The sequence below is a fragment of the Pseudomonas vranovensis DSM 16006 genome, assembly GCF_000425805.1.
GTDB classification, from domain to species: domain Bacteria; phylum Pseudomonadota; class Gammaproteobacteria; order Pseudomonadales; family Pseudomonadaceae; genus Aquipseudomonas; species Aquipseudomonas vranovensis.
The window spans coordinates 1-13,680 of record NZ_AUED01000034.1 but is presented as its reverse complement, the minus strand read 5'-3'; the positions used below and the strand labels follow the sequence as shown (position 1 = coordinate 13,680).

The following is a 13,680-nucleotide window of genomic DNA, read 5'->3' as shown; positions in this document are numbered from 1 at the left end:
CCTTGGTTATCCAATAATCAGCGTCTGAAAATCGGGCTTTTCGGCGTTCCCAAGCCGTCCATTTCCGGATGATGAGTAACTTGTTCGGAGTTTCCTTAGTTGAGTAATTAACGCATTTTTTATGTTCAGGCCTCGCAACGCAATTCTCTCGGAGCTGATTGAGGATGTGGTGGGGGAGGTTACGAGCCTCTCGGGCAAGGCCATCCAAGAGCGGCATTGCCTCGTTTGCCGGCATGGTGTGACGCTGATGTCTACCGGCAGGTTTCGCAATTTCGAGTCTTGCCGAGGGTATCCCCTGTAGTGTTCAACTAATCTCGGACACTGAATTCAGTTTTTTCTCGATCACGGCGGGCGCCAGCCTGCCGTTGAACTGATGTGGCCGTTGTTAGTTTTAGTGCTGCATCAAATACTTGCCGATATCCTGCTGCGCAGCTTGAAGCGATAACACCACAGCCGCTGACGGAAACTTCGGCTGCCGTATTGGCTTCCTTGGTCACTGTGAGACAGTACATTCTGAGGCGGGCCACGCTGCACATACCCCTGACGCTTTTCCAACTTGAGCCACCGCCAGGGCACTCGCGTCGCCATCTTTGCGTCCGCACACCATGGGAGAAGTAACAAGATCCTGCTCTATGTCACCCCCTCAGGTTCATGGAAAGATAGACTCCCATAACTGATTCGTAGGAGCGTCCAGATGAAAGCTCATGCAGAGCACTTGTGGGATGTGGTCGTCATCGGCGGTGGGCAAGCGGCCCTGGCTACAGCGTATTTCTTACGTCGCACCGAGCTCTCGTTCATTATTCTTGATGCCGAGCAGGGGGGCGGAGGGGCCTGGCGTCATGGCTGGGAGTCCCTGCGATTGTTCTCTCCGGCCACTTGGAGTTCCATTCCCGGCTGGATGATGCCGTCGGTACAGGATGGCTATCCCTCTCGCGAGCATGTCATTGATTACCTGACCCAGTATGAAGCGCGTTATCAGTTCCCCATCGAACGGCCCGTGCGGGTTACCTCTGTCGAGCGCGTCGCCGGCGCATTGCGTGTGCATTCGGAGCAGGGGCATTGGGATGCCAAAGCCGTTGTCAGTGCCACGGGAACCTGGAGCAACCCCAACATTCCTGCGTACCCCGGTGCTGAATTGTTCCGTGGCCAACAGCTGCATTCCGCCCACTATGTTGAGCCTCAGACCTTCTCGGGGAAGCATGTACTGGTTGTCGGAGGCGGCAACTCTGGGGCACAGATTCTGGCAGAAGTGTCCAAAGTGGCGGACGCGACCTGGGTGACGCCAAGCGATCCCCTTTTCCTGCCTGACGATGTAGACGGCCGTGTGCTGTTCGAGAGAGCCACGGAACGCTGGAGAGCCCAGATGGAAGGGCGAGTCGTTGATCAGCCTGTCGGAGGGTTGGGTGATGTCGTGATGGTGCCGCCTGTGGTCGAGGCGCGTGAACGGGACGTACTGCACGCAGTGCGTCCCTTTGTGCGCTTTACGCCTGATGGAGTGGTCTGGGCCGATGGTTCGGAGACGGCAGTCGATGCGGTGATCTGGTGCACCGGATTCAAACCGGCGTTGGGGCACCTGGCCAGCCTTGGGGTAGTTACCGAGGAAGTGCGCGTGGCGATGGAGGGGACTCACGCTGTGAACGAACCCAGGCTGTGGCTGGTGGGCTATGGCGAATGGACGGGATCGGCGTCGGCGACTTTGATTGGGGTTACCCGTACAGCCCGCAGTACAGTCGCTGAAATCGAGCAGTTACTGGTAAAGGCGGAGGCATGAGAGCCCCCCGCCTGATGGTCGCTGGTCAGCTTGGCTGCTGTGGAGTCTCGCCGTGCCTGGGCAAGGCGATTGAGATGAGTGCGGCAGCCAGTACAAATACGCTTGATACCCACAGGCAGGCTTCCAGGCCATAAGCTTGGAACACCCAGCCGGAAAGTAGCGTGCCGACCAGCCGTCCCAGAGCGTTAGACATGTAGTAGAAGCCGACGTCCAGTGATACCCCATCCTCCTTGGCATAACTGACGATCAGGTAGCTGTGCAGCGATGAGTTTACGGCGAAAAGCACGCCGAACAGCATCAGCCCACCAAGTAGCACCACTTGAGCTGACCAACCTGCGCTCAGCCCCAGAGCAATGAGTGCTGGCAGCCCGGCCAGCGCGATGGCCCAGATGAAGGCCGCCCGGCCGTCCGGCACATGACCACGCTTCTTGCCGGTGATGTTGGGTGCAAACGACTGCACGATGCCGTAACCGATGATCCAGGCGGCAAGAAAGCCGCCGACCATCCAGAAGTCCCAGTCAAATACGGTGCTCAGGTAGACCGGCAGCGCTACGACAAACCAGACGTCGCGAGCGCCAAAGAGAAACAGTCGTGCGGCCGAGAGGATGTTGATCGCCCGGCTCTTGGACAGCATGTCGCGGAATTTCGGTTTGGCTTTGGCCTTGCCCAGGTCTTTTTTCAGCAGCATCAAGCTGCCTATCCAGATCAATGCCAGCGCCGCCGCCATGGCCAGCACCGCCATGGAGAAGCCGAGCAGCGCGAGCAGTGCACCGCCGAGGAAGAATCCCACGCCTTTGAGCGCGTTTTTCGAGCCTGTGAGGATCGCCACCCATTTGTAGAGGGTGCCTTGCTGGCTATCCGGTACTAAGAGTTTAATGGAACTCTTGGCACTCATCTTGTTGAGGTCTTTGGCGATACCGGACAGAGCCTGGGCGGCCATCACCCAAGGTACCGTCAGCCAGGCCGCTGGCACCGTAAGCATCAGCAAGGCTAGGACCTGCATGCCCAGGCCGATGTTCATGGTGCGGTTTAGCCCCAGGCGGGCACCGAGGTAGCCGCCCACCAGATTGGTGATCACGCCGAACACTTCGTAGAACAGGAATAATGCCGCGATCTGCAGCGGCGTATAGCCCAGCGAATGAAAGTGCAGCACCACCAACATGCGCAATGCGCCGTCGGTGAGGGTGAAGGCCCAGTAGTTGCCGGTAACCAGCAGGTACTGACGCACTTCCGTAGACAGGGCTGACAACGCCTTCATGATCGTCGTTTACTCCGCCGTACCGACCAGTCGTGCCAGCTCCGCTGCACGATTGGCGTAGCCCCACTCGTTGTCGTACCAGGCGTAGATCTTCACCTGGGTGCCGTTGACCACCAGGGTCGACAGCGCATCGATGATCGAAGACCGCGGATCGGTGCGGTAGTCGATGGACACCAGCGGGCGTTCTTCGTAGCCCAGGATGTCCTTCAGCGGGCCTTCGGCAGCCGCCTTCAGCAGCGAGTTGACCTCTTCAGCCGTGGTTTCACGGGCCACCTCGAACACGCAGTCGGTCAGCGAGGCGTTGGCCAGCGGTACGCGCACGGCGTGACCATTCAGCTTGCCGCGCAGTTCGGGGAAGATCTCGGCGATCGCTGTAGCCGAACCGGTGGTGGTGGGGATCAGGCTCATGCCCGAGGCACGGGCGCGGCGCAGGTCCTTGTGCGGTGTATCAAGGATGCTCTGGGTATTGGTCAGGTCATGGATGGTGGTGATAGAGCCGTGGCGGATGCCCAGGTTCTCGTGAATCACTTTGACCACCGGAGCCAGGCAGTTAGTGGTGCAGGAGGCGGCGGTGACAATGCGGTGCTGGGCCGGGTCGAACAGGTGCTGGTTTACGCCCATCACCACGTTCAGCGCGCCTTTTTCCTTCACCGGGGCACAGACCACCACGCGTTTGACGCCCTGATCCAGGTAGGTCTGGAGCACGGCTACCGACTTCATCTTGCCGCTGGCTTCGATGACCAGGTCGCAGCCCGACCAGTCGGTGTCGGCGATGGTCTTGTTCGCTGTGACCTTGATGCGTTTGCCATCGATCACCACCGAGTCGCCTTCTGCACCTGCTTCGCAGTGCCAGCGTCCGTGGATCGAGTCGAAGTTGATCAGGTGGGCGTGGGTCTCAGCGTCCCCGGCCGGGTCATTGATCTGTACGAATTCGAATTCCGGCCAGTCCCAGGACGCGCGCAGCGCCAAGCGACCGATACGTCCAAACCCATTGATGCCTACTTTGATTGCCATGTTCTTGTTCTCGAGTCGCGGTTCGCGAGCGGTCAGAGGGTATTGGTGAACTGATTGATGTAGCTGACGTGTGCAGGGTTTTGAATCGCTCGCGGGCGCAGGGCCTGAACCTGAGCGATGGCCTCGTGCACAGGGATGCCGCACTCGATCATCAGGCGGGCTGCGAACAAGCCGGTACGGCCCGAGCCACCCTTGCAGTGAATAGCGATCGATTTGCCAGCCATCACCAGCTCTTTTAGGCGCTCCCGATGGGTTTCCCAGGCGGCAGCAAAGGGCTCGCCGGGAGCCTGATCATCCTCCACCGGCAGGTGGAACCATTCGAGGCCCAACAGCAGGCATTCCTCTGGCAGTAGATCGACCTCGTTCTGCAGCAGCTCTTCATCCGGCATCAGGGTTACCAGTGCGCTCGCACCGGCATCGCGCAGTGTCGCTAGAGCCTGGGAGACCGACGTGTCCTTGGTACCAGGGCACGGGGTGAAGATCAGTTGGCCGATCAACTGTGGAGTAGTCAGCACGGAATACGGGTGCAGTTGCATGCTCAAAAGCCTCAGATGGAGCGTTGATTGACGCGCTTCGATAGTTCTTCAGCCGTCTCTTTGCGTTCGGAGTAGCGATCGACCATATAGTCGGCGCGATCACGTAGAAGCAGGGTGAATTTCACCAGCTCCTCCATTACGTCGACGACACGGTCGTAGTACGCAGAAGGCTTCATGCGGCCCGTCTCGTCGAACTCCAGATAGGCCTTCGGCACTGACGACTGGTTAGGGATGGTGAACATGCGCATCCAGCGGCCAAGCACGCGCAGTTGGTTGACCACGTTGAACGACTGCGAGCCACCGCAGACCTGCATCACCGCGAGGGTTTTGCCCTGCGTCGGCCGCACTGCACCCATGCTCAGCGGAATCCAGTCGATCTGCGACTTGAACACGCCGGTCATCGCACCGTGGCGTTCTGGTGAACACCAGACCATGCCTTCCGACCAGAGCACCAGGTCGCGCAGCTCTTTGACCATGGGGTGGTCGTCGGGTACGTCATCCGGCAGCGGCAGGCCCGACGGATTGAAGATCCGCGTCTCGGCACCGAAGTGCTCCAGCAGGCGGGCTGCTTCCTCGGTCAGAAGGCGGCTGAAAGAGCGTTCTCGGGTCGATCCATACAGCAGCAGGATGCGCGGTTTATGAGTGGACTGCTGCTCGATAGCCAGCTTTTCGGAAGACGGCAGATCGATCAGATCACTGTCGATGTTGGGGATATGGTGTTCGGTCATGATTTCACTCCTGGGACAAGGCACCAGATGGCTGATCGAACCAGCGACGCTTGAGCCACAAGGCAACGCCGACCAAGGAGATCAGTACCGGTACTTCCACCAAAGGCCCGATGACGGTGGCAAAGGCTACCGGCGAGGCGAGGCCGAAAGTGGCGATGGCCACGGCAATGGCCAGTTCGAAGTTGTTACTTGCGGCGGTAAAGGCCAGCGCGGTGGTACGTGGGTAGTCGGCCTCCAGCAGCTTGCCCATCCAGAAGCTGATGAAGAACATCACCACGAAGTAGATGGTTAATGGGATGGCAATGCGCAGCACATCCAGAGGCAGTTGAAGCACCATGTCGCCTTTCAGGCTGAACATTGCGACGATGGTCAGCAGCAACGCCACGAGCGTCAGCGGGCTGATCTTCGGAATGAAGCGCTCCTCGTACCACTCGGAGCCCTTACGGCTGATCAGGATCTTGCGGGTCAGGAATCCTGCCAGGAATGGGATACCCAGATAGATCAGTACCGATTGGGCAATTTCGATGAAGCTGGTTTCGATGATGCTACCTTCCAGGCCGAACAGCGGCGGCAGAAGGCCCAGGAAAATCCAGGCATACACGCTGAAGAACAGAATTTGGAAGATGCTGTTGAAGGCGACCAAGCCCGCAACGTACTGGTTATTGCCGCCCGCGATCTGGTTCCACACCAGCACCATGGCGATGCAACGTGCCAAGCCGATGAGGATCAGGCCGGTCATGTACTCAGGCTTGTCGGAGAGGAATACGACAGCCAGCCCGAACATCAGCACCGGTCCAATCACCCAGTTCTGAATCAGCGACAGGGTGAGGATGCGCTTGTCCTTGAAGACTTGTGGCAATTCCTCGTATTTCACCTTCGCCAATGGCGGGTACATCATGACGATCAGCCCAATGGCGATGGGAATGTTCGTTGTGCCCACCGACAGACTGTTCAGCCATGCTGGCAATCCCTGGAAGAGACTGCCGAGGCCAATGCCAAGGCCCATGGCCAAAAAGATCCAGACCGTTAGGTAGCGATCGAGGAATGAAAGGCGGCTCTTGCTCATGGTGAATCTCCCTTAACGTCAGAGCGTTCCGATGCGTGCCAGCTCGGCCTTGAGCTGGGCGGCATCCAGTTGTTCGAAAGGCAATGCGAGAAATGCCGTAATGCGGCGCTTGATGTGTTCAAGCGTGGCGTCGAAAGCCTCATCCAGCTCGGCGGCGCTACCTGGCAGGTCCGACGGATCGGAAAGTCCCCAATGAGCTTTTACTGCCGGCCCGAAGAACACGGGGCATGCTTCGCCAGCGGCCTTGTCGCAGACGGTGATGACAAAGTCCGGGGCAAGCTCGGCGTGTGAATCACTGGACTTGCTGCTGAGACCATCGGTGGAAATACCGGCGCGCTGCAACGCGGCGATGGACAATGGATGCACCTCGCCCTTGGGCTGGCTGCCGGCGCTGAAGGCCTTCATACCGGTCGGGGCCAGGTGGTTGAACACGGCTTCAGACAGGATGCTGCGGCAGCTATTGGCGGTGCAGAGGAACAGAACTTTCATCGGCTTTTCTCGGCAGTGATCAGCAGCAGGAGGCGACGCGCTGTGGGCGGTCACCCATGGTGTCCAGTCGTTTGGAGCTGGTACTCAGCCATTCGCGATTGGCCTCCAGCGTCGTTGCCAGGACCTCGCGTACCCAGGCGGGCAGCTCGGGATGTAGCCGGTAGTAAACCCATTGACCCTGGCGGCGGTCTTCCAGCAGGTCACACGTGCGCAATTGCGCTAGGTGGCGGGAAACCTTGGGCTGGCTTTCTTCCAGCGCACAGGTCAATTCACAGACGCAGAGCTCTTCCTCGCGAGCGATCAGCAACATCATCCGAATGCGGGTCTCGTCGGCGAGACATTTGAAAACCTTGGTTGGGGTCAGCGAGTCAGTCATAGCGGTTCTCAGTGTTTGGTTTTCACGAGGACGAACATCTTGATGCGCTCATGAATCTCGTGGAGCGTGTGGCGGAAGGCGTCGTGTTTGTCGCTGGTGACAGGGTCTTCGAAGCTCCATACCAGCTGCTCGCCAAAAGCCGGAAGCGCTTGGCATTCCTGGGCGACCTTGTCACATAGGGTAATGACGTAGTCGAAGTGTTCACCGGCGAACTCGTCGATGGATTTGCTACGCAGGGCGCTGGAGTCGATGGCGAGGTGCTCAAGGGCGGCATAGGTTCGCGGGTCGACTTCGCCAGGCTGAGTACCTGCGCTGAAAGCCTCGAAGCGCACAGGGTCTGTGTGTCGGAGCAATGCTTCGGCGAGCTGGGAGCGAGCAGCGTTGGCGGTGCAAACAAACAGGACGCGGACCTTGCCAGTCATCACTAGATACTCTGCGTGTATATGGTTTTACGAATATACGCTTTTCCGAATGTATCGCAAGCTTGTGATGATGGATGGCTTTACATGTGCGTCTTCATGCACATATATTGCTCTCATGACGACTACCGATAATCTCCGCGCCCAAGCTATCGATGCTGCCATCGAGTCGCTGGATGAAGCCTTCTTCAAAGCTCTCTGCGAACCCTCTAGGGTCGCGGTGTTCAAGCGCGTGCTTCAGTTAGGGAGGGCGGATGTCGGCGAAATCGCCAAAGCTTTGCCGCAGGAGCGCTCTGTGATCTCAAGGCACTTACAGCTACTGCACGACGCTCACATCGTGAAGGCCACTAAAGTGGGCAGACAGGTTTTCTACGAAGTGAATGGCGGGGCGATCGTCGAGCGTTTGGAGATCCTCCTCCAGCGAACCAAGGGTCTGGTTTCGCTGTGCTGCCCGTAGTTTGGCTTTTTTTCTCTTAATATATGCATGAGTGTGCACGTATGAATGAATCGAGTCGTACTTTGGATGTGGTTGTCATTGGGGGAGGCCAAGCAGGTTTGGCGCTTGGTTGGCACTTGCAGCAACACGGCTTGGATTTTCTCATCATCGATGAGCAGGCACGCCCAGGCGGAAACTGGCGTAACTACTACGACAGCCTGCAGTTGTTCTCGCCGGCGGAATACTCGGCGTTGCCAGGGCTGCCGTTTCCTGGTGACCCCAAGAGCTATCCGCTACGAGGCGAGGTGGTGCAGTATCTGGAAGCCTACGCTACCGAGTTTCGACTTCCTTTTCAGGGAGGTACCCGAGTGGTGGGCGTAGCGCAGAAGGGAACGGTGTTTGAGGTTCACTACGACTCCGGAACAATCTTCACCGCACGTTCTGTGGTCGTAGCATCGGGAGGATTTAGCCGTCCGTTTACGCCCAGTATTCCTGGGTTGGAGGGCTTTTCAGGGACTTGCCTGCACAGCTCGGCTTATCGAACGCCAAAGCCCTTTGTTGGCCAGCGTGTTGTAGTGGTTGGATCTGCGAACTCAGCTGTCCAGATCGCCTATGAGCTTGCAGGCGTCGCTGAGGTAGTGCTGGCTACCCGCGAGAAAATCCGTTTCTTCCCGCAGCGAATCCTCGGGCTCGATTTTCATACCTGGCTGAAATTCACCAAGCTGGAGCAGACACGATGGTTGAGTGACCAGAGCACGCCCGTGCTCGATACTGGTAAGTACCGGAAGGCTCTCAACTCCGGTCGATTCCGGCGCAGGGCCATGTTCCAGCAAGTCCTCCCCGATGCTGTTGTCTGGCCGGACAGAAGCACGACCCAGGTCGATGCGCTGATCTTTGCGACGGGCTTCCAACCAAACCTGGAGTTTCTGGCACAGCTCCCAGTCGCTGACGAGCAAGGGCGTGTGCTACAGAGAAACGGCGTGGCAAATCAGGTGCCTGGCTTGTACTTCGTAGGTCTACCTAAGCAAAGGAATTTCGCCTCGGCGACACTACGGGGGGTAGGGGCCGATGCGGCTTACCTGATGCCCAGACTCCTTGAACACCTGAATGGATGGCGTTTGCCTCACCCGTCAGCTTCGCCCCGCCAGGTTTGAATTTGGGCAGGGCGAAGGAGCAGGTGCAGAGGTCTTGCCTACCCGAAAGCCCTGGAGCATTACTGGCCATCCTACCGGTCTGACACGACGAAGACATCGTTCAAGCCTCGCACATTCGCGGAAGGCGCACACGTTGCCAGGCGTACCGCGATGAGAGAAGCCACAGCTGCTTCCGCGGTTGAGTTGTTGGCTTCTTGCCTGATAAACCTTGGCACATTGGCGTTCCCGGGCAGCCTGATGCAACTGAGAGGTCGACACCACGCTGCAGTGGAGGAGAGGCTTACCGCGAAGCCGCATGCATTCGCACAGTATCGAGAGTGCCTTCAGTTGATCCTATTCGGGCCGGCTGAAATGAGCGAACAGGACTGGCTCACGATCATTGCTCCGAGAGTGCTGCTGGTGGCAACCGCGCTTCATGATGCCGAACGCGTGACTGTAGATCTGGAGGGTCACCAGTATCTTGCTTGGGAGACAGCCCCAGTTGTCAATGAGGCCAGCGAAAGTGGTGGCTCACTGATCAACACCTACCGGTTCCAGGATGGTACCGATGGCGTCGACATTCGTATGTCATCCATCCATTCGGAAAAGGGCAAAACTCACGCGGCCACGCTGATCCTGGAGACCTTCCGGAAGACCCACTTTATTCAGAAGCTTATGCCATGGCTCGAATGTCAAAAGGCAGCGGCCAAGCGACCACCGGACAGCGCCAAGAAGGACATGATGCTGATGTATGTGGGGATGACTCGACCATCTCAAATGCTGTGCCTGGCTGTCCGCAAAAGCAGCATGGGCGAAGGGGCGACGGGAGAAAAGCGGAGGGCTGGTCTGGAAGCTGCAGGGTGGTCGATTCTGGAACTAGCAGGTCAGGCTGGCGCGTCATAGCCAGCCTGTTGCGCTTTTCCCTAGCAGCAGCCAACCTACATAGCGATCTAGGCGACCGTGTTGGTGATGATCATCGCGTGCTCAGTAGCACTTTTCAAGTCGCGTTAAGCCCTACATGAGGCACAAGTCAAGGTCTGACTTTTAAGCTGTATTGGAGACTCCCGAATGGGTGAGATGTCCGCAAAGAGCAAGCTGAAGGTGGTGAGTGGTTGGTCGTACAACACCAGCAAAACCCTCGGAGATGGTGGCAACGGTGACGTCTTTCTCGCAAAAAAGGAAGGGCGGAACGGCGCCCTCAAAGAACTCAGAATTGACGTCAACAGCCGTCACAAGACGCATGTCAAAAAACGGATAGACCGTTTTCGCGATGAAGTGTTCGCGCTTAGACAATGTGCGGACATCCCAGGTGTCATCCCTGTACTTGACACTGACACGGGCATAGATCTCAAACAGAGACCGTGGTTTGTGATGGGGCTCGCTAAGCCTTTGTCAAAACAGCTTGGGAAGTCGCCCTTTCTTCATGACGTCGTCCAGGCGATCCACGATATTGCACAGGTGCTTGAAACGATGCATGGGCGCGGGTTTTCCCATCGTGACATCAAGCCTGACAACCTCTTTTTCTACGAAGAACGATGGACAGTGGGTGATTTTGGCCTGGTGAGCTTTGAGGGTAAGCAAGGGAAAACTCAACCTAACGAGCGTATTGGCCCGATTTACTTCATCGCTCCAGAGATGCTTAACGACGCGATACAGGCCGACGGCAGACCAGCAGACGTGTTTTCCCTCGCGAAAACCTTATGGGTATCTACCGGTCATCGGCAAAACCTATATGTTGGGTTAGCCAGATATTGAAAGCACTACATATTGGGCTAGATTGTGCTTGAGAGCCTATATCTGGTGTTTTGCCATGAATGAAGCGCATATCGAGAAAGCAGCGACTGACCTGCTCATGCAGATTTACCGTGATCGCCGGTACCTGTGGCCGGATCAAGATATTCCGCCGATGATGATGCGCAGCCCCCGGGTCGCTGCCATGGTTTGTGGCTACGACTATCATGAGCATCCCACCCTGGGAGATACCCAGTTCAACCGACACAACACCGGCACTCGCATCGCAGGCCTGATTGATCGTCAATCGAACAAGATCGCCGTCGCGACTGAGTTTGGTGACAAAGTCCAGCTCTTCACCGGCGCGCATGAGGTCGGCCATCTTGTGCTCCACGTAGACACTGTCATGCACCGCGACCGCGCTTTTGACGGCAGTCCTATGCAGGCACCACGTGCACCTGCAGAGCGACAAGCCGATCGCTTCGCCGCCTGCTTCCTTATGCCTCAAAAACTGGTGAGGGAACGGTTCGAGTTCATGTTCTGCTGCAAGGGGCAATTGCGCTTCAGCGACGTGATCGCGTATCACCTCGATCCCATCAATCCTGATCGGCTGCTTTACGCGTCGAAAGATTCTGGTGAGCGCGAGCTGGCGCTGGCGCGGTGCACCCGGTTCAACAACCAAAACCTGGTGTCATTGGCCCAGCAATTCGGCGTCTCGGATTCGGCCATGGCCATCCGTATCAAAGAGCTGGACTTGGTGCGGTGGCCCTAGGACGCCCCGTTGCCCAAGGCTTGGGGTTTCAGATCATCCAGGGCATTCGAATCACGTTCTTGAAACTCCTGGCCGGGTGTAAGCTGAAGGGGGTGTGCTCCTAACTACGTGAAGCGCGGAAGGATTTTACGCATGACTACCATGCCACCTGACCACCAAGCCCGTTATCTTGAAGTGCTCGACGCAGCACAACGCCTTTATAAGGGCGACCCTGAAGCAGCGCAGCGCTGGATGACATGTCCGTGCCGAGCGTTTGGCGGAAAGGCGCCTGCCAGCATGATCACAACCAGAATTGAAACTGACACGGTTATCGATTTTGCCAAACGCTTTGAGCATGGGTTTGGGGCGTGACTCGCCGTGGGTGGCACCTTTAGCTACATCAGATGTCGGGCCAGTTGCCCTTAGGGATGACGCTCATGGCGAGCGCTTTAATAGCCCACGTAGATCCCAGCTAATTGTGCTGTGGCTGCCTAGGCATCGCTCAGCATCTTTTCCAACTGCGCGCGCTCCCAGGTACTCATAAGCTCAATAGGATCGGTGCTGTACGACTGCATCGAATCGAAAACGTAGGCGCGGCCGTCTGGGCTGTAACAGCTGTCACAGTAGTCCAGCGCGTCGCAGTCGTTATAGAACGTGAGCACCCAGCCATCGCTCTCAATGGTCATCAAGCCACAGTAGATCTCAACCCACGACTGCTGGCCAATGCGCCGTATGGTTCGAACCCCTAGGGCAATGTCGCGCAGGATTTGATAGGCCTCCCGGGGTGTTAGTGGTTTTGCTGCCAAACGAAAGGTACCTCTGTGTTTTGGGGCTTTAGGCCTGCTCGTACCTAGCCTGGGTCGACAGCATGGTAAATGAAACTTGACGACTTGGGCGGGTTACGCGGCCATCTTTCGGCGTTGAAAATCGAAACTTCCGCCAGTTCGGCCAACGCGGTCATGCGTTGAAAATCCAGTTCAACGAATGGGTGACTGCTTTCGTTGGTGATAACGATGCGGGTAGAACCGCGGTCATCGATTGGGCCCTGGACTCCAACTGCGGTCTTGAAGGGCTCCCCACGAGCGAGCAAACGTCGATTCTGTTGGGCAACCCACTGCATAGGATCGGGATCTAAAATCTAAGGTTTACCTTAGTTTTTGCGGTTTATGTCTCGGCTGGCTAGAAAATCTAAGCAATAGCTTATTTTTCCGCCGACTCTACCAAGGCGATGTCCCGCAGCGGACGCGATGCCGGTCTGAAAATCACGTATTCTGCTCCCAACCGGTTCGCTGCTTGGAGGGGCACTTTGAGGGCAGATATTCCCAGAGCTCTGACTGAAAAAGAGTTCATCGACATGATGCAAGAATTCAAGTTGGCCGGGCAGTGGATGCAAGAGCAGTTGGCGCTAAATCGTGCGGCTCAGAACGCTGCCGACCCGAAGCAGTCCACCATGAGCTCTTCGGAACGACAGGATGCTGCAGATTAGCGCAACGCAACCGTCGCCAATGGTCGACTAGCCCTGCCAGGCTGGGCCTGGGTGCCCTCTGCTACCAGTTGTAGGCATGTGGGCGTAGGATGGAGGCTCCCCATCAGCCCAACAAGAGCCGCTCCTTATGAAAGAATCCGTGCGGACAGTTGTCAGTACCGATGCAAAACTGACCCACCCTACCGGTTGAAAACTGACCCACTTGGGCAAAATGCAGCTTTTGCGAGCTGCCCATGCTGTCCAAGGAGCAACACGTGGAAATCAGTGTTCTTGTTCGTCAGGGTTTGTCTATTCGAGCTATTGCTCGGCAGATGGGCTGCTCACGCAATACCATTCGGCGCCACCTCAAACTACAAGCCCAGCGCCAGCCCGTGGTCTACGGCCCGCGCGCGGAGCGCGTGGGCAAGCTTGCGCCTTTCGAGGCCTTCCTGCGTCAGCGCGTACATACCGCTCGGCCACACTGGATCCCTGCGATTGTTCTGCTCA

The 13,680-nt window shown here is 57.4% G+C and carries 17 protein-coding genes and 1 pseudogene; 8 read left to right on the top strand and 10 right to left on the bottom strand.

The annotated features are described in order from the left end of the window. Window positions 1–304: 304 nt before the first annotated feature. A pseudogene (locus H621_RS29020) lies at window positions 305–537 on the bottom strand (IS3 family transposase); the annotation flags it as partial. Between the two features lie 157 nt (window positions 538–694). Here H621_RS29020 and H621_RS0119350 point away from each other — a divergent pair. Then, window positions 695–1,771 carry an ArsO family NAD(P)H-dependent flavin-containing monooxygenase gene (locus H621_RS0119350; RefSeq protein WP_028944968.1) on the top strand — a complete coding sequence of 359 codons (1,077 nt, stop codon included), beginning with the start codon at window positions 695–697 and terminating at the stop codon, window positions 1,769–1,771. Window positions 1,772–1,796: 25 nt separating this feature from the next. On the opposite strand, the gene arsJ is transcribed toward H621_RS0119350, so the two are convergent. The 8 genes from arsJ to H621_RS0119310 are packed head-to-tail and all read right to left on the bottom strand — an operon-like array spanning window position 1,797 to window position 7,660. Next, window positions 1,797–3,029, bottom strand: coding sequence for an organoarsenical effux MFS transporter ArsJ (arsJ, locus tag H621_RS0119345; RefSeq protein ID WP_028944967.1), 1,233 nt, complete (start codon window positions 3,027–3,029; stop codon window positions 1,797–1,799). 9 nt (window positions 3,030–3,038) lie between these two features. After that, window positions 3,039–4,043, bottom strand: a complete 1,005-nt coding sequence (locus H621_RS0119340; RefSeq protein ID WP_028944966.1) for an ArsJ-associated glyceraldehyde-3-phosphate dehydrogenase — start codon at window positions 4,041–4,043, stop codon at window positions 3,039–3,041. A gap of 32 nt (window positions 4,044–4,075) precedes the next feature. Then, complete coding sequence (locus tag H621_RS0119335; protein WP_028944965.1) at window positions 4,076–4,579, bottom strand: cyclin-dependent kinase inhibitor 3 family protein; 504 nt, start codon at window positions 4,577–4,579, stop codon at window positions 4,076–4,078. A gap of 11 nt (window positions 4,580–4,590) precedes the next feature. After that, window positions 4,591–5,307 (bottom strand): arsenical resistance protein ArsH, encoded by a 717-nt coding sequence (arsH, locus tag H621_RS0119330; protein ID WP_028944964.1) that lies wholly within the window; start codon window positions 5,305–5,307, stop codon window positions 4,591–4,593. Window positions 5,308–5,311: 4 nt separating this feature from the next. Beyond that, window positions 5,312–6,373: an ACR3 family arsenite efflux transporter gene (gene arsB / locus H621_RS0119325; protein WP_028944963.1), complete on the bottom strand. Its 1,062-nt coding sequence runs from the start codon at window positions 6,371–6,373 to the stop codon at window positions 5,312–5,314. A gap of 18 nt (window positions 6,374–6,391) precedes the next feature. Next, complete coding sequence (locus tag H621_RS0119320; protein WP_028944962.1) at window positions 6,392–6,862, bottom strand: arsenate reductase ArsC; 471 nt, start codon at window positions 6,860–6,862, stop codon at window positions 6,392–6,394. 19 nt (window positions 6,863–6,881) lie between these two features. Continuing rightward, window positions 6,882–7,238, bottom strand: coding sequence for a metalloregulator ArsR/SmtB family transcription factor (locus H621_RS0119315; RefSeq protein ID WP_028944961.1), 357 nt, complete (start codon window positions 7,236–7,238; stop codon window positions 6,882–6,884). A gap of 8 nt (window positions 7,239–7,246) precedes the next feature. After that, complete coding sequence (locus H621_RS0119310; RefSeq protein WP_028944960.1) at window positions 7,247–7,660, bottom strand: arsenate reductase ArsC; 414 nt, start codon at window positions 7,658–7,660, stop codon at window positions 7,247–7,249. A 115-nt stretch (window positions 7,661–7,775) separates the two neighbouring features. On the opposite strand from H621_RS0119310, the gene H621_RS0119305 reads away from it, so the two are divergent. The 6 genes from H621_RS0119305 to H621_RS0119275 all read left to right on the top strand — a co-directional run bounded on the left by H621_RS0119305 (window position 7,776) and on the right by H621_RS0119275 (window position 12,080). After that, window positions 7,776–8,114, top strand: coding sequence for an ArsR/SmtB family transcription factor (locus H621_RS0119305; protein ID WP_028944959.1), 339 nt, complete (start codon window positions 7,776–7,778; stop codon window positions 8,112–8,114). A 41-nt stretch (window positions 8,115–8,155) separates the two neighbouring features. Continuing rightward, complete coding sequence (locus H621_RS27320) at window positions 8,156–9,247, top strand: flavin-containing monooxygenase (protein WP_051270627.1); 1,092 nt, start codon at window positions 8,156–8,158, stop codon at window positions 9,245–9,247. A 351-nt stretch (window positions 9,248–9,598) separates the two neighbouring features. Then, window positions 9,599–10,129 (top strand): hypothetical protein, encoded by a 531-nt coding sequence (locus tag H621_RS29015; RefSeq protein ID WP_245219101.1) that lies wholly within the window; start codon window positions 9,599–9,601, stop codon window positions 10,127–10,129. 165 nt (window positions 10,130–10,294) lie between these two features. Then, window positions 10,295–10,981, top strand: a complete 687-nt coding sequence (locus tag H621_RS0119290; protein ID WP_028944958.1) for a protein kinase domain-containing protein — start codon at window positions 10,295–10,297, stop codon at window positions 10,979–10,981. Between the two features lie 55 nt (window positions 10,982–11,036). Next, window positions 11,037–11,729 carry an ImmA/IrrE family metallo-endopeptidase gene (locus H621_RS0119285; protein ID WP_028944957.1) on the top strand — a complete coding sequence of 231 codons (693 nt, stop codon included), beginning with the start codon at window positions 11,037–11,039 and terminating at the stop codon, window positions 11,727–11,729. A 132-nt stretch (window positions 11,730–11,861) separates the two neighbouring features. Beyond that, complete coding sequence (locus tag H621_RS0119275; RefSeq protein WP_028944956.1) at window positions 11,862–12,080, top strand: MbcA/ParS/Xre antitoxin family protein; 219 nt, start codon at window positions 11,862–11,864, stop codon at window positions 12,078–12,080. Window positions 12,081–12,199: 119 nt separating this feature from the next. Here H621_RS0119275 and H621_RS0119270 read toward each other — a convergent pair whose 3' ends face one another. Next, window positions 12,200–12,514, bottom strand: a complete 315-nt coding sequence (locus tag H621_RS0119270) for a DUF7693 family protein (protein WP_028944955.1) — start codon at window positions 12,512–12,514, stop codon at window positions 12,200–12,202. Between the two features lie 934 nt (window positions 12,515–13,448). Here H621_RS0119270 and H621_RS28205 point away from each other — a divergent pair. Beyond that, a partial coding sequence (locus H621_RS28205) for a helix-turn-helix domain-containing protein (protein ID WP_167332132.1) occupies window positions 13,449–13,680 on the top strand: 232 nt, incomplete at its 3' end.